The 25,529-nt window shown below is 36.9% G+C and carries 21 protein-coding genes, 1 pseudogene, 2 riboswitches and 1 other annotated feature; of the genes and pseudogenes, 20 read left to right on the forward strand and 2 right to left on the reverse strand.

The features are described 5' to 3' along the window. The first annotated feature begins 13 nt into the window (after positions 1-13). Positions 14-96, forward strand: a riboswitch (cyclic di-GMP riboswitch). 79 nt (positions 97-175) lie between these two features. Beyond that, a complete protein-coding gene (locus tag ACFSCX_RS24305; RefSeq protein ID WP_377930851.1) occupies positions 176-1,603 on the forward strand; it encodes a DUF5667 domain-containing protein in 1,428 nt (475 codons plus the stop codon). 140 nt (positions 1,604-1,743) lie between these two features. Here ACFSCX_RS24305 and ACFSCX_RS24310 read toward each other — a convergent pair whose 3' ends face one another. Further along, positions 1,744-2,286 (reverse strand): hypothetical protein, encoded by a 543-nt coding sequence (locus tag ACFSCX_RS24310; RefSeq protein WP_377930852.1) that lies wholly within the window; start codon positions 2,284-2,286, stop codon positions 1,744-1,746. Between the two features lie 173 nt (positions 2,287-2,459). Here ACFSCX_RS24310 and ACFSCX_RS24315 point away from each other — a divergent pair, with 173 nt between their 5' ends. Continuing rightward, positions 2,460-2,906 carry a hypothetical protein gene (locus ACFSCX_RS24315; RefSeq protein ID WP_377930853.1) on the forward strand — a complete coding sequence of 149 codons (447 nt, stop codon included), beginning with the start codon at positions 2,460-2,462 and terminating at the stop codon, positions 2,904-2,906. A gap of 250 nt (positions 2,907-3,156) precedes the next feature. Continuing rightward, the gene (locus tag ACFSCX_RS24320; RefSeq protein ID WP_377930854.1) at positions 3,157-3,927 is read left to right on the forward strand and encodes a phosphotransferase; all 771 of its coding nucleotides are present in this window, start codon (positions 3,157-3,159) and stop codon (positions 3,925-3,927) included. Between the two features lie 495 nt (positions 3,928-4,422). Here ACFSCX_RS24320 and ACFSCX_RS24325 read toward each other — a convergent pair whose 3' ends face one another. Continuing rightward, on the reverse strand, positions 4,423-4,779 hold the full coding sequence (locus tag ACFSCX_RS24325; protein ID WP_377930855.1) for a VOC family protein: 357 nt from the start codon (positions 4,777-4,779) through the stop codon (positions 4,423-4,425). Positions 4,780-5,124: 345 nt separating this feature from the next. Between ACFSCX_RS24325 and ACFSCX_RS24330 the strand changes: the two genes are divergently transcribed. The 17 genes and pseudogenes from ACFSCX_RS24330 (at position 5,125) to ACFSCX_RS24410 (ending at position 25,389) form a co-directional block, all read left to right on the forward strand. Further along, a complete protein-coding gene (locus ACFSCX_RS24330) occupies positions 5,125-6,078 on the forward strand; it encodes an RNA polymerase sigma factor (protein WP_377930856.1) in 954 nt (317 codons plus the stop codon). A 135-nt stretch (positions 6,079-6,213) separates the two neighbouring features. Further along, positions 6,214-6,714 carry an NUDIX domain-containing protein gene (locus ACFSCX_RS24335; protein WP_377930857.1) on the forward strand — a complete coding sequence of 167 codons (501 nt, stop codon included), beginning with the start codon at positions 6,214-6,216 and terminating at the stop codon, positions 6,712-6,714. Positions 6,715-7,024: 310 nt separating this feature from the next. Then, positions 7,025-8,278: a S41 family peptidase gene (locus tag ACFSCX_RS24340; protein WP_377930858.1), complete on the forward strand. Its 1,254-nt coding sequence runs from the start codon at positions 7,025-7,027 to the stop codon at positions 8,276-8,278. Between the two features lie 573 nt (positions 8,279-8,851). Next, positions 8,852-10,771 (forward strand): ribosomal protection-like ABC-F family protein, encoded by a 1,920-nt coding sequence (gene abc-f, locus ACFSCX_RS24345; protein WP_377930859.1) that lies wholly within the window; start codon positions 8,852-8,854, stop codon positions 10,769-10,771. Between the two features lie 250 nt (positions 10,772-11,021). After that, the gene (locus tag ACFSCX_RS24350) at positions 11,022-11,420 is read left to right on the forward strand and encodes a hypothetical protein (RefSeq protein WP_377930860.1); all 399 of its coding nucleotides are present in this window, start codon (positions 11,022-11,024) and stop codon (positions 11,418-11,420) included. A gap of 13 nt (positions 11,421-11,433) precedes the next feature. After that, a complete protein-coding gene (locus ACFSCX_RS24355) occupies positions 11,434-11,721 on the forward strand; it encodes a MazG nucleotide pyrophosphohydrolase domain-containing protein (RefSeq protein ID WP_377930861.1) in 288 nt (95 codons plus the stop codon). A 66-nt stretch (positions 11,722-11,787) separates the two neighbouring features. After that, positions 11,788-12,002 (forward strand) — a binding site (T-box leader). A 72-nt stretch (positions 12,003-12,074) separates the two neighbouring features. Next, a pseudogene (locus tag ACFSCX_RS24360) lies at positions 12,075-12,197 on the forward strand (IS1595 family transposase); the annotation flags it as partial. 195 nt (positions 12,198-12,392) lie between these two features. Then, positions 12,393-13,070, forward strand: a complete 678-nt coding sequence (locus ACFSCX_RS24365) for a hypothetical protein (RefSeq protein WP_377930862.1) — start codon at positions 12,393-12,395, stop codon at positions 13,068-13,070. Between the two features lie 105 nt (positions 13,071-13,175). Further along, a complete protein-coding gene (locus ACFSCX_RS24370; RefSeq protein WP_377930863.1) occupies positions 13,176-13,646 on the forward strand; it encodes an HIT family protein in 471 nt (156 codons plus the stop codon). Then, positions 13,639-14,448 carry a PP2C family serine/threonine-protein phosphatase gene (locus ACFSCX_RS24375; RefSeq protein ID WP_377930864.1) on the forward strand — a complete coding sequence of 270 codons (810 nt, stop codon included), beginning with the start codon at positions 13,639-13,641 and terminating at the stop codon, positions 14,446-14,448. The genes ACFSCX_RS24370 and ACFSCX_RS24375 overlap by 8 nt, the downstream gene beginning before the upstream one ends. A gap of 66 nt (positions 14,449-14,514) precedes the next feature. Beyond that, positions 14,515-15,021 (forward strand): GNAT family N-acetyltransferase, encoded by a 507-nt coding sequence (locus tag ACFSCX_RS24380; RefSeq protein WP_377930865.1) that lies wholly within the window; start codon positions 14,515-14,517, stop codon positions 15,019-15,021. 32 nt (positions 15,022-15,053) lie between these two features. Next, positions 15,054-15,659 (forward strand): nucleotidyltransferase domain-containing protein, encoded by a 606-nt coding sequence (locus ACFSCX_RS24385; protein WP_377930866.1) that lies wholly within the window; start codon positions 15,054-15,056, stop codon positions 15,657-15,659. Positions 15,660-16,452: 793 nt separating this feature from the next. Next, positions 16,453-17,490, forward strand: coding sequence for an ArsR/SmtB family transcription factor (locus ACFSCX_RS24390; RefSeq protein ID WP_377930956.1), 1,038 nt, complete (start codon positions 16,453-16,455; stop codon positions 17,488-17,490). 86 nt (positions 17,491-17,576) lie between these two features. Beyond that, complete coding sequence (locus ACFSCX_RS24395) at positions 17,577-18,866, forward strand: MFS transporter (RefSeq protein ID WP_377930867.1); 1,290 nt, start codon at positions 17,577-17,579, stop codon at positions 18,864-18,866. A 161-nt stretch (positions 18,867-19,027) separates the two neighbouring features. Then, on the forward strand, positions 19,028-22,210 hold the full coding sequence (locus ACFSCX_RS24400) for a sensor domain-containing protein (RefSeq protein ID WP_377930868.1): 3,183 nt from the start codon (positions 19,028-19,030) through the stop codon (positions 22,208-22,210). 214 nt (positions 22,211-22,424) lie between these two features. Then, on the forward strand, positions 22,425-23,846 hold the full coding sequence (locus ACFSCX_RS24405) for a hypothetical protein (RefSeq protein WP_377930869.1): 1,422 nt from the start codon (positions 22,425-22,427) through the stop codon (positions 23,844-23,846). 110 nt (positions 23,847-23,956) lie between these two features. After that, a riboswitch (cyclic di-GMP riboswitch) is annotated at positions 23,957-24,042 on the forward strand. Positions 24,043-24,417: 375 nt separating this feature from the next. Further along, positions 24,418-25,389, forward strand: coding sequence for a sensor domain-containing diguanylate cyclase (locus ACFSCX_RS24410; protein WP_377930870.1), 972 nt, complete (start codon positions 24,418-24,420; stop codon positions 25,387-25,389). The last annotated feature ends 140 nt before the right edge of the window (positions 25,390-25,529 follow it).

Here is a 25,529-nt window from a genome sequence, read left to right on the forward strand (position 1 = left end):
TCGTCGTTTCTTCATTTGAAAAAGGCAAACCTATTGAAAGATAGAGACGCAAAGGTACAGACCTACGGTTTATACTAGGGTGGCTGATCTGCTGAAGAATTGAGATACTTTACTTATTTTTAAGTAGAATTCGAAATTCTTCCGATTCAAATAACTTGTGTTGGAGGGATTTTTTATGATGTTTAATAAGAATATTCAGAATGTGCTTGCAACAAGTATAGTTACATCAGTTTTTGCTTTTTCAATTGGAATTGGACAAGCCTATGCAGATAATCATGAACAGTCCACGGATTCACAAGTGGAAGAGACGGTTCAACAAGACCAACCAGTCGAAACTGTTGATTCAACAACTGAAAGTTCAGAGCCTACTACTGAGGATGAAGTAGTAGAAGAAGGTACTTCAGCAGAAGAGACGCCAGATGAGATAGCTGCTGAAGCAGACTTGCCCTCTTTGTTACCAGGTGATTTCTTTTACTTTTTTAAAATATTACGTGAAAATGTACAGCTGTCTTTAACCTTTGATTCGGTGAAAGAGGCTGAACTACTTTCAACATTTGCTGAAGAAAGAATCAAAGAAGCTGAAGTATTAATTGCAGGCGGTCAAGTGGAACTAGCACAAGACATTCTTCAAAAGGCAATTGAGCAACAAGAATTGGCACTTGCTACTTACGAACAATTGCAACCAGCGGAAACACCTTTATCGGAAGGCGATGAAGGTCAAGTTGCAACAGAAGCTCCAGTAGACCCTATACGTGCTGAACTTGAAGCAAAAATGGCAGCTAACCTTGTTGCCTTAACAACTGCTCTAGAAAAAGTGGAAAATCCACAAGCAAAAGAGGCTCTCGTAAAGAATATATTAAAAGCACAAGAGAAGCTGGAGAAGAAGATCAACAAGACCCTAGCAAAGCTTAATGAGAAGGAACTTGCAATTGAACAAAAGCGTGCTGATCTTGAAGCAGAACTAGATGATGGCGAAATGAATGAACAGGATTATAATGAAGAACTTGCTGAATTGAACGCAGAATTAGCGAAAGAGAAGAAAGAGCTTCTTACTGAGATGAATGAAGATACCAATAAAGCAGGTAAAGTAGCTCTTGAAAAAGGTAAAGAGAAGGAAGATCGTGGGAAGGAAGATCCAAAGCAATTAACAGACGAGAAACAAAGTAAGTCTGTAAAAAAAGATGAAAACCAAAAAGCTGATGAGCAAAAACGTGAAGAGGTAAAGAAACAAGAAGAAAAGCAACGGGAAGAATCACAAAAACGTGCTGAACAGGGACGTGAAGCTACGAAGAAGCAAGAAGAGGCAAAAGAGGCTGATGAGAAGCAGAATGAATCAGTGAAGAAAGATGAAAAAGAGAAGCAAAAAGCTGACGAACAAAAGCGTAATGAAGTAAAGAAAAATGAAGAAAAACAACGTGAAGATTCTCAAAATCGAGCTGAACCTGAAAATAAGAAGAAGCAAGATGAGAAAGCAACGAAGGCTGAAGCAAAACCATCTGAGACTGTAAGTAATGAGGAAGAAGGTAATCAACAAGCCGACGAGCGCAAGCATGAAGAATCAAATAAACAAGATGAGAAGAGAAAAGGAAAAGAAAACAAATAGCAGTAAAAAGAGTGGGGCTAGTCCTACTCTTTTTTTGATTATGAAGAAGGTAGAAAAGTTTTCAGCAAGAGAATGGGCTAGCGACTTGGAATTGTATTATACATATAATGTGTAGTACACATATACTATTGGTTTACTTCTTACTCACTTCTTTGCATCGCTTCCAGAAGTTCATCACCATTTAGATCTCGAATTCGTGCTATTTTCCCTTCATCATTTACGTTAATACGCCCTTTCACCTCTGCTGTCTCTCTTTTTGTTTTCCCATCTTGTTGATAGTGAACCTGAACAACAAAATCATAGGCATGATCACTTTCTGAATGAATTTGGATATCGTTCACTGTCATTTCGTATTCACCTACATGCGCAACATGCAGCCACGTTAATGCATAAGAATTGATAAAATTGGGGTAATTCGTCTCTATTACATACGGTTTATAATACTTGGAGTAATAGTCAAATAGCCGCTCGTTCATCTGCCCTGTAGTATGTAATTCTGTTAAAATATCATGTAATTCTTCACTTGGACCAGTAAACTCATGTGTTAAAAAGGATTGGATCATATCAATCGTGGGATCCTTCTTTTTGACGGATTCACGTTCTTGTTGAGAAATATAAAATAGTAAAAATGCAAAAGCTCCTAAAACTATTAGAATCTTAATTAGCTTTTTGGGTGGTCTCATTTTGTATTTCCCTCCATTCAAATCCGATATACTAATGTATATGTTTACACTATATACATAGTTTCAAGTATGGCATAGAATTTGGTGTGACAAAATTTACCAGAAACTCAATTTGAAAAGGGTATAGTTACTTTTACTATTTATGGTAGTCTATAAACAAAGGGGTGTGCCTCATGAAAAGAATATTCATATTATTGTGTGGACTATTTTTAGTTGCAGTTACAGTTGCAGGCTGTTCAAATGTAGCGAAAACATCGGATAAAACAGAAAATACAGGATTCCAAATGGCATCATCAACCGTCTCTATTGGTGCAGTCGAAGAAACCAAAACCGATATACAGAAACTAAGCTATGAATTTGTTATGACGAATGATAAACATAAAGCTATTCAGGAAAATTCGGTTGAAATCATGCAAACAGATTGGTTAAAAGATCTAATAATTGACCAGCAAATAACCGAGATAACGATCCATATGGATGATCTGGTGATTAAAGGGTATATTATTTTTGACACGAAGGGATTAACAAAAGAAGAGATTGTAAGTAACGAACCGTTTTTAGAAGGTGTTAAGTTCAGTACCGTAGACGGAGCTGAGCACGTGATTAACCATCATGATTAAAAAATCATCATCTGTTAGATGGTGATTTTGTTTTTTTAGACAAATTTTTGAGTTACCAGTGAAAAAGAAGTAATTCCTTGTTCAGGTTCCAGCTACAAGTTTATATAAAGTCTAATTTTAGCCTCCATTTTAATCTTGCTTCTACTAATAGTCTCCATTTTTCGTCGTCCTAGTATTTCGAATTTTTATTTTTTCATTCATAATGAGGTTAAGAGACAAGGAATCCTTAAAAGAAAGTGTGGTAGAAATCGTGAATCCATTTTTACGCGAAAAGATCGAGGTAATGGTAGGTCCAATTCAAAATATCACTGTACTAGCTGAGCAGGGCTGGACCTCTGAAGTTTGTCAAATTGAAACTGAAGCTGGTATTTATTTAATGAAAAGTTCTTATAAGGAAAAATACCGTGAGTGGTTAAAGCAAGAAGCAAACGTGTTAGAAAAGCTTCATAACCAAAATCAAATTCCCGTCCCTGCTTATTATGGGTTTATTGAGGAACAAGATGGTGCACATTTGATCATGTCATTTGAGCAGGGAGTCACGTTACGAGTTGCCTTAAAGCAAGCCGAAACAAGAGCTGAGCAGAAAGCGCTGATAAAAAGCTTTGGCCATTTTCTTCAACAACTCCACGAAACAAAAATTATCCAAACACTAGACCGTCATGAAAATTGGTTAGAGGAACAGCTAGCAAAGGCTGAAGGGTATGTGAAACGTGGACAAACAGATGGGAGTGTAGAGCTACTTGAGAAGTTAAAGAATTCAAAACCATTCCCGGTTAAACAAACCATTATCCACGGGGATTGTACAATTGATAATGTTCTAGTGAAGGATGGAGAAGTGAAGCTATTTATAGATGTTGCTGGGATGACAGTCGGTGATCCAAGATATGATGAGTCGCTCGCCATCAGAAAGTTTGTTAACGATAAAGAGGATATGGATGCTTTCTATGAAGGCTATACACGTTACAGGGTGTCAAAAGAGGAGCTACAATACTTTGATGAGGGATTATATGAGTTTTTTTAACTACAGTATGCCAATATGATATCAAAGAAAAAACCACTTCCTACTGGGGGGAACCTATACACGATTTGGATGGTTGTATTACTGTCTTTTTTAAAGAAATTTACAAATGCTCATAGAACAAGCCATCCAATCAGAAGAAATAATGCGATAGTGTTTAAGCCAGGTATACCTATGTTATTCATAATTAGTATCCTCTATTTCTAACAGTATTAAAACTGATATCTACTAATAGTCGTCTCCTAAAGTAAAAGTCAAGTAGATGAAAGCTATGTGATATTAAAAGGATACTGCCATTGGTTTTTGTAAGGAACAAGACTATAAATAAATCATTCTTTGGACAAATCGTGAGCTTCGGGCAGCAAGACTGATTTACGAGAAACATAGATTTATCTTAAACCTTACTAGAACCCAAATACTCTCAAATAAAGAACTTACCGAAGAACAGTGGGAACGATTCATTTAAAAAGGCTTTACCATAGTAAAGCCTTAATAAGGCTACTCCGCGAAATAGCACACACCAAGTGTATGACCATCTAAGTCCTTGAAATTAAATGATAAAACATCCCCATAATCAACAATTTCTTCTACTTGAACCCCTTTCGACTTGAGTTCTTGATGTGCCTTATGAATATCGGATGTATAAAAGTTAAAAGGACAGTGGGATGAAGGCGTTACTTCTTTTGAACGAACTAGAGTCAGTGGAGTTTCACCTATATTGATTGCAGCATACCCACCTTCTTGCTGATACCAGCGCAAGCTAAACCCTAAAACGTCTGTGTACCATTTAATAGACTCATCCATATCAGAAACCTCTAAAAAAACAGTATCGATTCTTTTAAATAAATGGCTCATTTTGATTGCTCCTTTATTGTTTTTTCCTTGGAAGCATTCTACCACGATAGCTTTTTTTCCTGTGCCTATTTTGAGGATTGGTAAAAAAATAGTAGGATGCCTGGGTTACAAAAGAACTTAAATGTTTTACGGGGAGTATGCTAATAAACGTTTAGGAGCATAAGTTAACCGCCGTTAAAAAATATATGGCTCTATTGAAAATCTGTCTGCAGAATTTGTTAATTTCTATAAGAAGGGATCGTAAAAGGAACGCTACTATTGTTTTATTAATTTTTTATGCCCGTACAGTTTTCGATCATTTTTTCGTCTTAACCATTGAACACACTATTTTAGGGAGGAACTATAGTGATAAAAAATGATGTATCCAACATTAGTGAAGAGTTAGAACGTATTCATGATTCCTTTGATCAAATGGTCCAGCCTTTTCGCTCAGCTCTATGGAATTATTGCAAAAGATTGACTGGCTCTCCATGGGATGCGGAGGATTTGCTGCAAGAAACTTTGTTAAAAGCATTTGCATCCTTGACTAGGGTGAAGCAATCAGTAAACCCAAAAAGCTATTTATTTCGAATTGCTTCAAATACGTGGATTGACGATTGTCGGAGGAACAAAATCCAAATAGAAGAGCTTGAGATTGAACAAGCCTATGAAGAACATTCTGTTTCTTACATAGATCTCTCAGAGGCAATGGACACGTTAATTCATCAATTACCACCAAAACAAGCATCGGTTATATTATTAATGGAAGTACATAACTTTACAGCAAAAGAGACAGCAGACATTTTAGGGACGACTGAAGGTGCAGTGTACTCACTATTGAATCGAGCAAGAAATAGACTACAAAAGCTGCATACTATAGACCAAACTGAACAGTCCCTTTCCACTTCCGCTGAAAAAGAGGCCGTGATCCAGCAGTATATGGATTCATTTGTGAAGGGAGACTTTAAAACAATCGGCACTCTATTAGCAGATTATGCAACAAATGAAGTTGTTGGAAGAGGACTTGATATCGGAAAAGTACAAATTCGCAAGAATTCCATGGGGGATTGGGCAAGTGGTGGTTCGGATCAAAGCTTGCAGGCAAAGCTTGTCACTCTTTGGGGGAAACAATCTGTTATGTATACAAAGGAAACAAAAACGGGAACTGCTTTATGGGATATTACGACAGTTGAAATTGAAAATGGACGGATTGCCAAACATAGAAGTTATTATTTCTGTAAGGAATTTTTAGAAGCAGCGGCAAAGGAGCTTCATATACCATTGTTTGTAGATAAAGAGTTGTATGGGGTTCAGTGGTAAAATTGTAGAATTTTCTCATCAAATGAAATATATAAGGGAGACAGAAGAATGACTAGACAAATGGAAGCAAAAGTTGAAAATGACAGTACAACATGTTCGTAAACTGACACTCTGATTATGAAAGGGATGCTAACAATGGGAAACATAAGCTGGGAAGAATCATATGTAGGTCAAATGCGAAAATTGATTGGTCATGCTAAACTTATTCATCCTTCTGTCCGAGCAATCATTCAAAACGAACGAGGTGAAATTTTATTCATTGATCGAAGAGGGGAAAATCGTTGGGGGATGCCAGCAGGATCAATGGAGCTAGATGAATCAATTTATGATTGTTTAGTTAGAGAAGTGAAAGAAGAGACAGGAATCGATGTGCAAGCAGCAACATTACTAGCTATTTATACTAGTCCTAAAAAGTCGATTACGAATTATTTTGGAGATGAATACCAAATGTTTGAGCTAGTCTTTCATGTGAATAAATGGTCAGGTGAAATCATAACCGAAACGGAGGAGACAACTAACGCCAAGTTCTACCCTATAGACGCATTACCAGCGGGGTCAGATGAATTCTGGGATGACCATCATCAAGAGGTCGTAAAGGATTTACAGAGCTTTACCGGATCTGTTATCGTGAAGTAGATTTAATGAGGAGAGGAATAGCTTAGCTTAGGTACGATGCCAAAGCTATTCCTTTTTTTGAGTACGATTTCAACTAAACTCATTTTTTTCCGCCATTAAATAGGTGTGGTATTCAAAATTTAAATTATAGCTACTGTTTATTGTCTATAATGATAAATTTACTAGTAACTTATTTCAATATTTTGGTAGAATAAATTCATACTTGATGGCTCTCTTTCATGGATGCCAAAAGTGTAACTTGTAACTTCATAAATTTGTGATAAGTGAATACTATTTTTTCTCTTGTAATAGGGGAAAGGGGCGGGATGTTTTGGGGCTACTACATCTTTTTGATACGATTGTTGAAATTATGCATCATGACTATGCCGGGCATAAAGATAAAGAAGGCTGGGACCGGCCGGACTATTTTCGAGGAAAGCTTGAGGAGCTTGACAAGAATGACCAGCTGACTAGAAATCGATTTGAACAAATAGTAGGAGATTATTTACTAGATTTTCAAGATGAGCATAATGTTCTTCGTTCCATATTGGATGAAGCACCACCAACATCAGTAGGGTTTAGAGTCAGACATTATGAAGAGTATCTGTTTGTGGATAGGGTAGACCAAGAATCGAGAATACAGCTCGGTACTATCATTACTGAGATTGATAAGGTTCGAATAAATGTTATAGCTGATGAGATGAGACGGTACTTAAAGTCAACGGTTCCTGAAAGAGAATGGTGGGAATCTATTTTACTTGAGGCGAAAACGATAACCATTGAAAAAGATGGAACGAAAACGTTAGTTGAATTGAGTCACTATGATAACCCTCGTCAACCTTCCAACTATGTTGTTGAAGAAAAAGAAGGTACCTTGCTCTTTCGTTTTAATGATTTTATCGACCTTAACCAAATGAAATCATTATTAGAAACACATAAAGATCAGCTAAACAGTACATACAACTGGATTATAGATGTTCGAGAATGTCGAGGGGGCTCTGACTCAGTTTATCATCTACTACTGGATGGGATCTTTCAACCGAATCCAACCCTTACCCATGATGGAATGCTACATTTATGTACAGAGCGAAATTATCATAATCGTATGACGACCTTTAAGAAATTTAATAACATCTTAGAAAGTCCAGATCTTTTCATTGCAGCCTTTATGATACAGATGGACGTAAATCGTGGCAAAGGTTTTGTACAATTTGATTTTAGTGAATTTAATGAGGACAATCCGATTAAAGGTTCTGAGCTTCCCAAACGGGTAATACTCGTAATAGATAAATTTTGTGGAAGCTCAGGCGAGCAGTTTGTGTTGGATGCAAAACAGTCAACAAAAGTAACGGTAATTGGCAGGCCAACAAAAGGTGTCTTGGATTATAGTAACCAGGCTGTTGAGATATTTAAACATGAAGGTTATGAGTTTGTGTATGCAACATCTAGAAGTAACCGAATTGATCGTAACGAAGGAATAGATTTCAATGGAATTAATCCTGATATTTATATTAAGTGGACACCGGAACATTTACGAAAAGATGTGGACGTTGAATATGCATTACAGCTAATAAAAAATGGCTAAATGAAATAGAGGAGAACTGGAAGTCTTGGATGTAAATCCTCTTTGAGTCTGGGATGGCCGCCAAAATTTCTAGAACTTGCTCTCAATCAAACTTTTCCATTTATTTTATAACAATCATTTACAAAAATATGAAAAAATGTGATAATAAAGAAAATCTTGAAGGGGGAAAGTAAGTTTATGGAACCAACGAATTGCTAGTATTAATTTTATTTAAATTAATATGTATTTTGTATGGAGTATGGATTCGCCTACAATTGATAGGTTTATTTGTTATGCTCTTTATGAAATCACGGCAATTTAGAAGGTTACTTACTTTACTGATAACGAGATAATAATTTATCGACTCATTTATAGTTTTAATGGATGTCGTTGGTTTTGATTAGGCAAGTGCTTGCATTTCTTTTGCATGGGCATGTTTTTTCATGGGCCATAAATTATACGTGTTGATGATATAGACTGTAAGGAGAAACCCTCTTCTTATAGTCTTTTTATTTTTCAACTAAATACCTGCAGTTCTTCTTTGCCGTGTCCATAAAGACGTAACGTACATTATGGATGAAAGAAGGAATACGTATGTTAGAACTGAAATTAAATAGGATTAAAAAATATATGGAAGCGACCCTAGTCGTAAAGGATATAACCTTTCAAGCGTATGAAGGGGAAAAGGTTGGGATAGTTGGTGCAAATGGAAGTGGAAAGAGCACGATTCTTAAATTAATCGCTGGCGTAATCCAGATGAACTATTGGCCAGGATATCCACAAACCTCAAGCCCCGGATATGATGAAGGATTGATTCACTTGCCAAGAGGTGCCACAAGGGCATACCTAGAACAATCACCAGTGTTTCCAAAGGGATTAAAGGTCATTGATGTATTGAATGTAGCGTTTGAGGAAATAGATACCATTGAAATGCAAATGCGAGAATTAGAAGCACTAATGCAGACACTGCAAGATGAACAGCTCGAAAAAGCATTAAAAAAATATAGTGATTTGCTACAAGTGTATGAGGTAAAAGGTGGATACGAAAGGGATGAGAAGGTAAGTAAGGTTTGTACAGGTCTTCACTTTACAGATGCCTTTTTAAACCAAGACTTTGATTTATTAAGCGGAGGGGAAAAAACGACTGTCGTTCTAGGGAAGTTACTCATTCATAACCCAGATATCTTGTTGCTTGATGAGCCGACCAACCATCTAGATATGGAATCGATTGAATGGCTTGAAGGTTACTTGAAAAGCTACAAGGGTATCGTCTTGATTGTCTCCCATGATCGATACTTCTTAGATAATGTTGTTTCCAAAATAGTCGAAATCGAGGATATGGAGTCAATCTCCTACAAGGGCAATTATTCCTCTTTTGTAAGTCAAAAAGAGGAAAACATGCGAGTCCAATATGAGCATTATCGTGAGCAACAAAAAGAGATTAAAACCTTTGAAAAACAGGTGCTGAGTTTAAGAGAATGGGCCATGAGGGCTGATAACAACAAGTTCTTCAGAAGAGCAGCAAGTATTCAGAAGAAGCTCGATAAAATGGCTCGGATTGATAAGCCGATTTTTGAACGACGGAATATGAGACTTGATTTCAAAGAGACAGAACGTTCGGGTAAGGAAACAATCAAAGCGGTGGATTTAACGAAAAGCTTTGAGAATAAAGTAATCTTAAAAAATGCCAACCTCTTAGTTGAATATGGTGAAAGAGTGGGGCTGATTGGTCCTAACGGTAGCGGGAAAACGACTTTCTTAAAGATGCTTGTAGGAGAGGAGCAGCCAGATCATGGTGTGGTGGAATTAGGTGCAAATGTGATGGCGGCCTATTTACCACAGAACATTACCTTTCATAACGATGAGCATACCGTATTAGAGTGCTTCAGAGAAGATATATCCATTGTGGAGGGAAAAGCACGAGAATATCTTGCTAAATTCATGTTTTACAAAGGCAGTGTGTTTAAGAAAATCAAGAATCTGTCAGGTGGAGAGAAAATTAGACTTAAGCTCGCGATGCTGCTATATCAGGATATAAATTTATTAATTTTAGATGAACCAACCAATCATTTGGATATAGATTCTATCGAAACATTAGAGGCAGCACTTGAGGACTTTCAGGGGACTATCTTCTTTATCTCTCATGATCGGTACTTTATTAACAAAATTGGAGAAAGAATCATTGCTGTTGAAAACCAAATGCTGAAAAGCTATCTAGGCAATTATGATGAGTATAAGTTGGAAAGAGAAAAGAAAAGTATGTCCAAAGTACAAGAGCCGATAGCAAAAACCGAACAAGTAGAGAAAGAACTGCCAAATGATGTTGATTCGAAGAAGGAAGCTGCAAAAGCCAAAGTCCTTATAAATATTGAACGTCTTGAGGAGGAAATTAGTGAGATCGAAATTGCAATGAACACAGGTGACATGGATTACGAAGAGCTGACGAAGCTATATGATAGAAAACAAGCCTTAAATAGTGAGCTTGAGAGTGCAATGGAGCTGTGGCTTGGGTAAGGTAGAGAGGGAGTTTGTAAACTCCCTCATTATTCATTCGCCGGTAAATGGCCAAAATCGGCCGGTATTTTGCTGAAATTCGCCGGTAAATTCTGCTGCTACGGGAAATTACTAGTCAAATTGGGGAGTTGTGCTTGAACTTTCCCTAATACATGATCTAAGTGAGGCATTATTGTAGACGAATTGAAGGAATTTAGTTTATTATGTTGAATTTCCTAAATAATACTATCAGAAAAAGGTAGGTTCTAAAATGAAACAGAAAAATCGTCTATTAGAATTTACACAAATGCACGATGAATTTATTCAAAATTGGAAGGTGGCGATGAAAACAGGTGATACATCAGCTGTTGAGAGAATGGCTGAGGATTACTATGTCGCCTTCTTTAGTGGAGCACATGACAAGCCGATGTTCTTTAATAAAATAGAAGCTGTAACTGGTATGAAGCAATCGGTTATGCATTTTCTAGGGGCTGAAAAGAGATTTGAAAATAGAGTCATTCGTCTTAAAAGCGATGAACTTGTGGTTGTTTTTTATGAGCAGGTCATTGTAAAAGAAGAGCAGGTAGAAGCAAGGTTGTTTACGATAGAAAGCTGGAAAAAGATCGATAACAAATGGATGATTGTGAGAGAAATAGAAGAACCGCTTTAAGAAAGGAATGACAATGAACGAACTTACACTGAAAGATTTACAGAAATATATAAAAAATAAAGATTATAAACCGGATATGAAACATGCTTATTTTCAGAAGCTCATTGAAGAAGTAGGGGAACTTGCTGAATCCTTACGTAAAGATAAACGAATGGAACAAGGTGTGATAAAAGGAACGATAGAAGAGGAATTATATGACGTTCTCTACTATATCCTAGCCATTGCGAATGTTCATGAGATTGACTTACAGGAATGCTTTCATTTGAAGGAAGAACTTAACATGAAGAAATACCAACAATAGTCGCTGTGTGGAAAGTATTGACTATTTTTCCTTTATTTAATAGAATATTAGGAAAGTTTCATAGTTGAAAACACAATGATTAGGAGTAGTAAGGACAAGTTATTGGAAAGAGAGCTGTCGGTCGGTGCAAGACAGTCAATAGCCTCCTGAAGCTCGCCTATGAGTGGATAGATTGATATGTAAATCTGTACGGGTCACTTCCGTAATCAAGTATCGAGATGTTTCGCTTTCTTTAACGAAACAAGAAGAGTGGTACCACGATAACACCTATCGTCTCTTTTGAGACGATAGGTTTTTTATTTTTGCAATGACTCTATTAGTATTTGTTGTTGATATTGAAACAGAAATTGGTGTTGAGCGAGAGAGCAACCGATATTCTAGGAGCAATTCAAAAACTAACACCGGCGAAATAACATCGTTTACGAGAGTATTTAATTGATGCCCTTGCTGCTGCTTCTTCTACGGGGACTGTTCTATAAGACCTTTTGGGGCAATAATTCGGCTACTTTGACTTTTTTATTGCGAAGCAGTTTAGACAAAGCAGAATGTTCCCTATTTCTTAATTGAAATTTATATGGGACTTCGCTACAGGGAGCAAAGGTTGTAGAAGAATTTACTATCGGTTAAAACTGTTGACAGTAATAAAGGAGATCATTATGGGGGAATAAGAGTTGGAAGATCAAGAAAAAGTGAGTACCTTTCAAGAGGTTAATAGGATTCGTAATAAAATGAAATCTTTAGTTCTAAGCTATATTTTTGCTTTATTAACAGGGTGCACAAACCACACATCAAATGAGGAAGATTATCTAGAACTACAAAAAAGTATAAATAGTTTAGAAGCCGAAATTTCTAATTTGGAAAAAACTATTGAAAAACAACAAGTAATCTTAGAAAATCAAGAACAGTATTTAGCCCAAAATAAGGATAAAATTCAAATGATGGATAATACTATTTCTTTTCTTGAAGAACAGAATTTTGTTTTAACACTAAGAGAAAAGAATTCACATTATGAACAGATGTATAAAGAACTTATTACTAAAGTAAAAGATCAAAGAATTGCATCAGTTGTCATTCTTTACCTAGAGGCTATGAGAACCGAGGAACAATCTACATTGAAAAAATATTCATACACTCCAGAGGAAAAAGCATTAACGGAGCATATAAAAGAATATAAAAACATCCAGTTTCCATCTATGAAAATAATAAATACACAGTATAGTAAGGCAGATCCAGAATTATTAATTACGTTATCTTACGATGAACTAAATGGTAAAGCGGGTAAAAGGTTTTTAGCCTTACAGGATTATGAATCTATTAAAGTATATGAATCTGATAAAGGTTACGATTAAGACCATAGAAATTAGAATTCCAAATATACGGAAGTCCTAATTGTGTTGATGAAAATCAACATTAAACACATATAAAGCCTTTACAATAAAAAAGGAGGAAGTGTAATGACTGAGAGTTGTTTCATTTGTGACAAGCATAGGGGGAACATCAATACCGCCGGAATTATGATTTATGAAGATGAATATGTGTTTGTTGGTCATATTGATAGAGGTGGAAAACCAAATTATATAGGTCATATCATGATTGATTTGAAAAGGCATATACCAACACTTGCTGAAATGACAATGGAAGAAGCGAAAGTCCTTGGAGTGGTGATGGCTAGAGTTAGTAAGGCATTAAAGGAAACGGAGAAAGCTGAGCATGTATATGCACTTGTGTCGGGTAACTCAGTTCCTCATCTTCACGTCCATTTAGTCGCACGTTATCCGAATACACCTGAGGAATACTGGGGTCCTATGGAGGTATATGATTGGGCTGATGCACCCATGGGAAGCAACGATGAAGTAATAAAAATTTGCAAACGAATAAAGGGTTATTTGGAACAAAACGTAGATTCTAGGTGCAAATATGATTGATTTTCAATGGGTAGGTAGCGATAAAACGTTTGTGGATGAAATTGACATTCGATCATTGAATGATCATGTTGTAGTAGGACGCTTTGGGGGGAACTCATCAGCTGGTCAATATAAAAATGAGGACGGCCTATTAATCTGGGCAGCTCCAGATAAAGCGTGGGAATTTGTGATCCTTCTTGATTCTCATAACACCGCTCAAAGTGCAGAGCTCGTTATAAATACTTTCGAGAATGAAAAAGAGGACATTTTAAAGCTTTTACACTTAGAAACAGATAAAGTGTTTGATCTAATAAACAAGCACCTGCTACATATCTTCACAAGTGAGAAATTTAAGGAATCCTGTAAGCATATTACCGGTGAGACAGCATGTCTACTTGTTGTGAGAAAAGAGAATTATCTTTGGTGGTTTTCAATTGGAGATTGTGTTCTTTCTTTATATCATCCAGAACTTGCAGCTCTCGGAGAGTATCAACAAAACCATCGAAGCTTTTATGAATGGATAGGTCAAGAAAGCACGTTCAATAAGAAGGTTCCTTGTTATAGCTCAGGGACAAAAGAGCTACGAAAAGGAGAAAATCATATATTCATGACCACAGATGGTCTCATAGAGTGTCCAAACACTAGCTATTATCATCAAAAGGTACTATTTGATGAGTTTTTGGGCTTATCAAATAAAGAGGGTGTCAAAAAATTGCTTGAAAGGATCAAGAATAATCATGTCCGTGATAGTACAACGATTATATCTTGGAAAATAGTGAATAACGTGAAAGCTACGATGCCGAGTGATCAAAAGGAAGGGTAGGTACCAAATAAACAAAATTAAGTTAGATTAAATTATTTTGATGTTCAAAAATGTAAGTGGGGGATAATGTTGGAGATTTTAAAAATAAAAGAAGAAATGTTAGAGAAAGTTGCTTCTTTGTATAATAAAGTTTGGAGTGTAAGAGGAACCTCATTTCTAGAAAGATTACAAAAGCATATGAACTATGAGGGGTTTACAGGATTTGTTATCGTCTCAGAAGATGGTGATGTGATTGGTTATTCTTATGGATATACATCACTGCCAGAACAATATTACCATGGTTTACTATCTAATGAGTTTAATTCAGAAGATTATCAAAAGTGGCTTACAGATTGTTTTGAGTTTGTTGAATTAGCAGTTCATCCTGGTTATAGGAAACAGGGCCATGCGAATCAATTAATTACGAAATTGCTCGATGGTGTAGGACATAAAACTGCTATTTTAACTACTCAACAAAACAATTTCTCTGCCCGAAAGTTATATGAAAGCTTACATTGGGTGCTTTATAAAGAAACATTTTACCCAGGTGATAAGAGTAATCCTTTTGTAATCATGGTAAAGAAATTACGTTAGTTTAACACTCTAGAGCTTCATGAGGTGAGGTTATGGAAGACAATAAATGGAATCCTCTATCAGTAGAAGAAATTCACGACCTATTTCGTACAATCCCGATAAGTTGGTGGATTGCAGGGGGATGGGCATTAGACCTAAATGTAGGGAGAAAAACAAGAGAGCACGATGATATCGATATCGTCATCGTAAGGGACGAGCACTTAACATTACAGGCTCATTTACATAATCAATGGGACATGTATAAAGCGATCAAAGGACAATTAATACCGTGGGATAAAGATGAAATACTACAGGTTCCAATTGATAGTATTTGGGTGAAAAAAAAGGGCGACAAAGTATGGGCATTTCAAGTCATGATATTAGATACGGAAGGGGATGAATGGGAATATAAACGGAAAAATACTATAAGGAAGCCGATAAAGGATATCGGACTATGTTCACCAACAGGCATTCCATATTTAAGACCAGAAATCCAGCTTCTTTATAAAGGAGGAAGCTCTGTTCTTAGGGGAAAAGATACGGTAGATTTAGAAAACGTCCTACCACTATTGGCGAATTCAGAATTAAGGTGGTTAAAGGATTCACTTGCTGAGCAATTTCCAACTGGACATCAATGGATGGATCAACTGGTTAAATGATGGGATCGGTAAATAGAAGCCTTAAAATTAGTCGTATTTCTGCGAGAATACTTTTGGCAAGAAGGAAACCTTAAAGAGTAGGTAAGGCTATTCCATTATCGTAAGACTGAGCAAGAGAACATCCTACCTTTTCACAGAGTTCTTTACAATCCTATAGAAAATAATTTTCATTTGACATAATTTTGATAATTCGGTATTAAACTACAATTGTGCAGATAAGTTAATTATTTAACAAATGGAGAGATGCATGATGAAGTACTTTAAGACAACGAATGAAATTCACAATGTTCACTGTTCAAAGAAGGATAACGAAAAACCTTCTCCTCTCAAGCCGAGGGATGACAACTGGCTATTTCCTATGTAAGTATACTGCTACCTGAGTAATTCATAACAAAATATAGAGCATAATTTAAAGAATACACATTAGAACCTTCAATCAGGAAGGTTTATTTGTATTTACTATAAAACTGGAATAGGATAATGGATAAACTATGTGAATTTAGAATTCACATCTATTTCAAACTGAATGTCCTTCATAGTTTCGTTCACATAAAGTATGTAAGGGAAATTTGTTTGCCGGAAAAGTAAAGAAACAATGTTTTTCCACGATTTAAAGTATTCATGAGCATTAAAGTCCAAGGATTGTATTGTAAGAAAATCTTGACCGGAGGAAATTCTAACATCCGATTCACATCAAATGTAAAATCCTATTGACGTCGAATGACGGGTTCGAATACAATGAAAAGGGAAAGATTAACAAAATGATAGGATTGGAGAATGGATTCAATTGAGTATGTATCAAGAACGAATTAGTTTTCAAATCTCACCTGTAGCCGAGTTGCTTTCAGCACTATGTCTTCTTGGATTTAAAGAACATGTTGATGATGCAACGAATGAGCGAAACGAGCTTAATCCAGAGCTAAAAGAATGGGTAGAGAGCATGAAACAACAACTTCCTAAAGACATGTTAGAGGAAATCCAGGTATTCTTCAACAAAGAGAGTTTTTTAGGGTTCACACTGTTTCCGTTTGGTATCCATCACAAAGCATTTGAAGAAGTTCATGCCTTTATTAGTATGCTTCATCATCTCCCATTAAAGGATTACTATTGGGCGTTTACGAATACCGGCTTTAGCCCTGACATTAAGTTGGAGGGAAATGAGGAGCCCAAAGCTATCATTGATCTATTAAATACGACCAATTTGCCGCAGGAAGAAAAGTGGAAGATTAGCTATTTAATTTTTGATGGTGAGCGAACAAAAGAGCGTGTGATTAAACTGATTGAACGTTTCTATTATCAGTATTTTCAAGAGTCTGAAGAGAAGTTAATCAAACACCAAAGGAAATTCACGAGCCAGATGGAGCAGGAGCTTCAGGGAGGCAATGTGAAATATCTTGAGTCGTTAATTGACGAACAAGGAATCGATTTGATGAATCATGATGTCATCGTTTTTCCTTCTTATTATTCAGACGCAAATATTGCTTACTCATCTATCGGCCGATTTAATTTAAAGTGTTTTATTGTAGGCACAAGGCATTACAAAACAAAGGAAATGGCCCGAGGGGAAAAGGAAACATTAGATGCGATAAAGGTCTTAATCGATGAACGTCGGTTTAAGATTCTACAAATGTTAAAAAAGCAGCCTTACTATGGGTATGAATTAGCTCAAGCTATCAATGTTTCGAATTCAACGATGTCTCATCACCTTTCTACGCTTATGTCCCATCACTTCATTAGAGCCATTCGAAAAGAAAACAAAGTGTATTATGAAACCAATAAGGAAGAAATTCAGGCTGTCTTACAACAAGTGGAAAGAATGTTTATTGACTAGGTAGAATAGGGGGAATGCTCCTCCTTTTTTTACGAATAAACATTCGATGTGTATCGAATGTTTAGTTTGATGAGAGGGTGAAGAGGATGGGACAGGTACAAACGGTTATTAAGCAAGAAGCGAAACAAATGGGAATGATGGGGATACTTGGACAAAAGAAATTTTTACTATTGTGGCTCACCTATTTAGCATCGTCATTAAGTGTATCGTTCTTTTTGTTTGTCACAAATTGGTACGTAGTTGACTATTTAAGATTGGAAGCGATGTTAGGGCTCGTATTCTTTGCATCGACTGTTCCTAGGGTCTTATTTATGCTAATTGGCGGAGCTATTGCTGACAGGGTGAGTAAACCATGGATTATGTTCGTTTCTGATTTTGCAAAGGGGCTCATCTTACTTGGGGTAATTGTTCTATTGTTTACTGATTTACTATCCATCTGGGTACTCATTGGTTTAGGACTTGTCTTTGGGATTTTAGACGCTTTTTTCTGGCCTGCCAGTGGATCGATCCTACCTACGATTGTAAAGGAAGAAGAGCTAGTTCGTGCCAATTCAATTTTAGACATGACAAGGCAATTTTCTTTTATATGTGGACCATTGATCGCTTCATTCTTACTTGGCATAGGAGGATATACGACGGTATTCGCTATAACGGCTGTTTTCTTGCTTTATGCAGCATTTATTGATCTAAAACTAAGAGCTAACGGATCGGAAGAATTAAAAGAGGAAAGCGAGAAGGAAGGACGTATGGCAAAACAGCAGCTTGCAAGTATCATGGCCTCAATTAAAGAAGGATTCATGTATGTAAAAAAATCCACCTTTCTGACTGCGTTAATGAGTACCTCGGTTTTTTTAAATCTTTTCTTTACGGGACCTTATACGTTAGGAATGCCTATTTTCACCCGGAATATATTAGGGGGAGATGTGTTAACGTATAGTTTACTAACTGGGAGTGTCACAACTGGAATGTTAGTGGGTACCTTTTTAATTGGAATGCTAAATCTTAAGAAAAAACGAGGACTCATTTCAATTCTTAGTATTTTAGCCATGTCGATTCTATTTATAGTCTTAAGCCTTACAAAAGTATTTTGGATTAGTATCCCGGTCGTAATTTTAATGGGGGCAACGATTGCGTTTGCGAATGTACCATTATCAGCTGTTATCCAAAGTCATACCGATAAGGAGTATCTAGGAAGAGTGATGAGTTTACTCGCATTTGCAGCCATGGGCCTTACACCCATTTCACACCTTCTCACCTCTAGTTTATTAGCACTTGGTATTTCGATTGAAAAAATCATGCTCGTAAGTAGCTCATGCTTATGCTTGTTTATCGTCTTTACGATCATTAGGGCAAAGCCTCTTAGAGAGGTTGATTAAGCCATAAAGGACCGTTTTACGTTCGAATGGAACAGTAAAACGGTCCCTTTTTTTTCAATAATTACCAATTAGTGAGTTAGGTTTAACATAATATCGGTTACGGGTAGTTATAATACTAATAACTAGTAGTAAGAAATTGTTTAAGGTAGGAGGTGATAAACTTGAGTAGAAAATTAGAGTCAGTTCAGCACTACAAATCGCTCTATGAAAATCACCCAGATGCCATTTTTACGTTTGATGTGTCTGGAAACTTTTTGGATGTTAATCCAGCATGTGAAAAACTATCAGGTTATTCTGCCGAAGAATTAATTGGGAGATCCTACCTTCCACTAATAGCATCAAACGAGAGAGAAAAAGTGAAGTCTAGCTTTGATCGTGTCTTACTCGGTGAAACGGAGAGTTATGAATGCTCGATTCACGATAAGAGTGGAAGGGTGATTGACTTAAGCATTATGAATATTCCCATTGTTATCGATCGTAAGGTAACGGGGGTATTCGGTATAGCAAAAGATATTACAGAAATGAAAAGATTAGAGAAACAGCTTCTCAATTCACAGAAAGAATTGAAGGATATCGTTCATAAGCACCTAGGGTTCATTTTTAAATTCAAGAAAATAAAGGATGAATTCATTTATACATTAGCTGATGGACAATTACTATCGAAAATGGGAAGTAGCTCTGGCGATGTACTTCATAAAACAGTAGAAGAAGTATTTGGTTATTCAGAAGAAACCTTACAAATCAAAAATATATATGAACGGGCATGGAGCGGAGAAGAGGATCTATTTTATGAAGGAACGTTTAACGGGATTTCATATATTACAAGGTTAACACCGATATTTAGAGAAAATGAGGTAACAGAGGTACTGGGGAGCTCCATAGATATAACAGAGCTAAAAAATATGGAGAGGATTTTATCAGTAAATGAAAAACGATTTCGAAGCGTCGTAGAATTGTCACCTAGTATTATTATTATTCATAGAGATCAAAAAATTTTATATGCAAACCCAGCAGCGGTAAAGATAGTTGGTTTAAATAGTCAAGATGAGTTAAACGATCATTTTATTACAGATTTCATCCATACTGACAGTCAAGAACTATATGAAACAAGGATGAAATCCTTCATGGATGATACTGATAATTCCTTTCGAGAATATAGAATCATTAGAAATGAAGGAAAGGATTTTTATATTGAAGCACGAGCTAGAGAAATTCACTATAAAGGACAAACGGCTGTGCTAACTGTTGGAGTAGATATCACGGCACGTAAAGAAAAAGAAGAGCAGCTTCGAAAGAGTGAACAACTACTAGCAGAAGCACAACGAATTGCTAAATTAGGAAGCTGGGAGTTTAACTTACTTGAGAAGAAATTATGTTGGTCGGATGAAACATATCGAATTTTTGGGGTGACATCAGAAGAATTTACACCAAGCTACGATGCATTATTAAACTTTATTCCTCCTGAAGAAAGAGAATACGTACATCGAGAAAGCGAAGCTGCTTTGAATCAGAAATTACCTTTTTTGGTTGAACACCGAATTATTCTAGCTGATGGAAAAGAGAAATTCGTTCGCCAACAAGCGGAGGTGATTTATGAGGATGGACAGGCCATTTTTATGATTGGTACCATCCAGGATATAACGAAAAAACGAAAGACGGAACTTGAGCTAAAGAGGAGTGAGGAGAAGTTTCGTTCAATGGTTCAGCACGCTAGTGATGTGATTAGTATTGTAGACGAAAAAGGAGTTATTCAATATCAAAGCCCTTCCAGTAAACAAATATTTGGTCATGAACCAGAAGAATTATTAGGGAAAAATGGTTTTACCTACAATCATCCTGACGAAAGAGGACGAGCTGAGGAAATCCTAAAGAAAGCATTAAAACATCCAGGAAGACCAATTCGAGCAGAGCTTATGATACAGCATAAAAGTGGAAAATGGCTACACTGTGAGCAAGTATCAACAAATCTTCTACATGATCCAAATGTAAGTGGGATTGTGGTCAATATAAGAGACATCACGAAACAAAAAGAATACTTCGAACAGGTGAGGCAATTAGCGTATCATGATGATTTAACTATGCTCCTGAATAAACGAGGTTTAAACCAATTACTTATTGAAGAAATACAAGCATCTATGAAAACTGATTCGTGTTTTTCTCTCTTGTACCTTGATTTAGACAATTTTAAATACGTAAATGATAGCCTGGGACATGAAGTAGGAGATAAACTATTACAAAAAATATCGGGGATGTTAAGAGACCTAGTAGGTGATAAAGGAAAAGCAGCCAGACTAGGTGGTGATGAGTTTGCCATTGTCTTACGAAATTTAGTAAATATAGATGATGTTGAGGTTATGGCAGGTAATATTATTCAAATGTTTAACCAGCCGTTCAAAGTAGATCAGTATCAATTTTATATTACGACAAGTATTGGTATTTCGTATTTCCCAAATGGAGCGAAGGATTCAGATACACTGTTAAAACATGCAGATATGGCCATGTATCGAGCTAAACATTCGGGGAAAAATACGTACCGAATATTTGATGAGGATATTCAAAAGAGTAATGAACGAACCTTTTTTATTCAAAATGATTTACGAAATGCTCTCATAAACAATGAACTCACGGTACATTATCAACCGCGTATTAGTACAGATAGTGAAAAAATGGTAGGGGTTGAGGCATTGGTCCGTTGGAATCACCCAAAGCTTGGTCCAATTTCACCAATCGAGTTTATTCCAGTAGCAGAAGAATCAGGGTGGATTGTCCAATTAGGTGAGTGGGTGTTAGACAGCGCTTGTAAGCAGCTTGTAAAATGGCATCAACAAGGGTACACTTCCTTGTCCGTGTCGGTGAATTTTTCACCCCTCCAATTTTTGCAAATCGATTTGCATGAAAGAGTAAAACACATTATCGATAAGTATAATGTAAATCCAAATCAAGTGGAAATAGAAATAACCGAATCAGCTGTAATTGATCAAGATGTGGGGCTTCAGGAAAATATTAGTAAATTGAAGGAAATAGGCTTACAAATTGCGATTGACGATTTTGGAACTGGCTACTCTTCTTTAATGTTCATTAAGAAGTTTCAAGTGGATACCATTAAGATAGATCGTTCATTTTTATTTAATCTTTTGGATGACATTGGAAATTTGAAAATTGTATCGGCCATCATAAATCTTGCGAAAGCACTCGGCCTTAATGTTGTCGCAGAAGGAGTCGAAACGTGTGAGCAGCTTTTTAGGCTGAAAGAGATGGATTGTAAAGAAGTACAAGGGTATTATTTTAGTAAGCCATTACCATCAGATGAGTTGGAGAAGAATGTCTTTCCGAAGTATTGTTAACACCACTTAGTTGAAGTGGTGTTTTTTTAGATTATTAAGAAAGTATCGACAAAACCTGACAAGTGACTGTCACCTGTCGAATTCGACAAAACCTGACAAGTGACTGTCACCTGTCGAATTCGACAAAACCCGGGTGGTACCTGGAACCAATATAGGCTGTTGTTCATATGATAATTCCAACCTTGAGAGTTACTCTCAGGAAAGGAGGAAATGTATGGAGTTAACAGCAGCTCATTGGTTGTACGGGTTGGTTACGCTAGGCGTCATTTTAACAATGATTTTTCGGAAAGGTGTCGTCTTGCCTACTTTAGTCGGAACGTTTCTTGTCGCATGGGTGTACCAAGGAAGTGTCATCAGCGGGTTCACCTCTGTGTTTAATGCCAATTTAACTGCGGCAAAAGAATTGTTTAGTATCTTTTTAATTATTACGTTTATGGTGGCCCTTCTTCATTCATTAAAGGATTTAGGTGCTGACCATCAAATGATTGCCCCTATCCAAAAGGTCATGACTAATGGGCATATTGCTTATATTGTCTTGATAGCCGTCACATTTGTGATTTCATTATTTTTCTGGCCGACACCTGCTGTTCCACTCATATGTGCGCTGTTAGTACCAGCAGCAGTTAGAGCTGGGTTACCGCTAATGGGAGCGGCAATGGCTGTTGCTCTTGCCGGTCAAGGGATGGCTCTTTCATCGGATTACGTCATGCAAATTGCGCCAAGCTTGAGTGCAAAAGCAGCTGGGATTGATACAGCATTAGTAGCTGACAAAGCGTTAATCCTATCTCTTATATCTGGTGGAACAGCTATCCTGTTAGGTTATTTAGGTGTAAGGAAACAAATGAGGAAATCGACGGATCCCGTAATCGAAACGGAGCTGAAGACGCTTCAAGGATCATCGGATGAATCCAAGCAAGACGAAGCGAAACAAACCGTGTGGAGCAAGGTGTTTGCTGTATTGGTACCGCTTTCAATGCTTGGGGTCATGATCTATATGATTTCAACAAAGGTGAGCGGAGGAAGAATGGGAGGATTCGAAGGGGGAGATGGTGCGGCCTTCATCGGTGGAGTGGCCGTGCTACTCCTTAGCCTAGCTACTGTAACGTACGGTAAAGTTCAAGCGTTAGATCGGATTAGTGAGCACATTACATCAGGCTTTGTGTTTGCTTTTAAAGCGATGGGACCGGTAATTCCGATTGCTGGGTTTTTCTTCTTAGGAAGTGGTGATTTTTCTGGAAGCATCCTATCACTCGGTGAAGCTACACCACCTGCCTTCCTATTCGATTTAGTTCAAGCAGGTCAAACGGTCATACCAGAAAACATGGTTCTTTCAGCATTTGGAATTTTGATCATTGGAATTATTACGGGTCTCGATGGCTCAGGATTTTCTGGTTTACCTCTAACTGGTGCACTTTCTGGAGCGCTTGCCTCCAATTCCATCGATCCATCTACCCTTGCTGCAATCGGTCAAATGGGATCAATCTGGACAGGTGGAGGAACTTTAATCGCTTGGTCATCACTTGTGGCAGTAGCTGGATTATGCGGAGTACCAGTTATGGATCTTGTTCGGAAAAATTTCTGGCCTGTAATGGCGGGGTTGGTTGTATCAACTATTCTTTCGTTGTTAATTTGGTAACAATAAACGTATATAGTCCATATTCCCTACCTATATTCCGGTGATTATACTAGCGTTTACATTGACTTTAGGATTGTAGACCTATATACTAGCATTGAAGTACTGAATATTTTGATAAAAGGCAAACCCATCGAAAGGTGGAGACGCAAAGCTAAAGGGGCTAACATCGGTTTGATTATGCCAGCCAGTTACCGATAGAATGAACTATTCGTCTATTTGAATAGACTAATCGGTAATCGGTTAGTCTATTTTTTATTCTAGCATTCCTGTATTAAAGTAAAATAAGTTTCTGGTGTTTAGTTTATACAACAATGTTTCGGCTAATCTAGCTCCAGCACCCAGCCAAGATGAATTGGCGACGATCTTTGCCGTTTCATCTTACTCGAGGGAAAAAGAAGTATCACTTTTTCCTTGGTCAAATAACCTGTCATGAATACAAGGGAAAACCACCCTTTTTTTTCATGACAGAACATTTGCTCTGCCTGAGGCTATACGGGGCGCCCTGAGCCTTTTGTTCTATGTTCTCGCTCTTTGTTCATGCAGTCATCAGAAAAGATAATGGAGGATGACGATGGAATTCATTAGTTTTTTAGTAGGTTTGTTTGTTGGGATCCTCAGCATAAAAACGTATAAACAAATCGTAAGGATGAGGGTCAAGGAACGAAAGGAAAATGAGAAGAGAATTTATAATTTAGTAGAGAGTTCTAGAGATATTATCTATTATTATCAAGTAAAGCCCGAACGGAAATTTAAATATATAAGTCCCTCTATAGATAAGGTGTTAGGGGAGGGGATAGTCGGGGAAAGCTTGATGAATCCTAATATTCCCTTTGATCTTGTTCATCCAGATGATTATGAAATTGTATCTAATAAAATATATGGCCATGCCGACTACAGCAAGCCCATTATCCAAAGATGGAGAAATAAAGAAGGGGAATATATATATTTCGAAGAGTACGCTACACCAATTTATAAAAATGGTGAGTTTGTGGCTATCCAAGGTATTATCCGAAATATTGACGACAAAATTAAACTTCAAAAAGATCTGGAGTTTAGAATATCACATGATACTTTGACAGGTATTTACAATAGAAGTTATTTTGACCAGCAAATGGAAAGACTAAACAAACAGCGGGATGTTCCGTCTAGTATCATCCTATGTGATTTAGATGAATTAAAGGTATTTAATGATCAATATGGCCATAAGACTGGGGATATCCTGATAAAAGAGACAGCGAGAATATTAGATCAATTTTCCGATGAGCATGTCTTTGTTTCTAGAATTGGCGGAGATGAGTTTGCTATTTTAATAGAGGATCAGCCAGAAAGCTACGTGCAAGCATTCATAAAAAAAATCCATCAGGAACTAACAGTGTTTAATGAGAAAAGCACAACAATCAACATTAAAGCATCGATAGGCTATGCTCATGCAGAACATTCATTAGGAAACATGAGCTCCTTGTTTGTAGAAGCGGATTCGAACATGTATGCAGAGAAAAAGAAACGGAAGGAAATGGTGGATACTCCACCTATCCTAGAATAGAAAGTACGATAATCTGGGCCTAAATCATATTTGATTTAGGCTTTTTTCAATTATTAAGAAAGGTTTCAGCAAGAGAATGGGCTAGTAACTTGGAATCCAGCTCCCAGCCACTCGAGGTCAAATAACCTGTTATGACTAAA

It is taken from the genome of Bacillus salitolerans (assembly GCF_042680805.1).
GTDB lineage: Bacteria > Bacillota > Bacilli > Bacillales > SA4 > Bacillus_CJ > Bacillus_CJ salitolerans.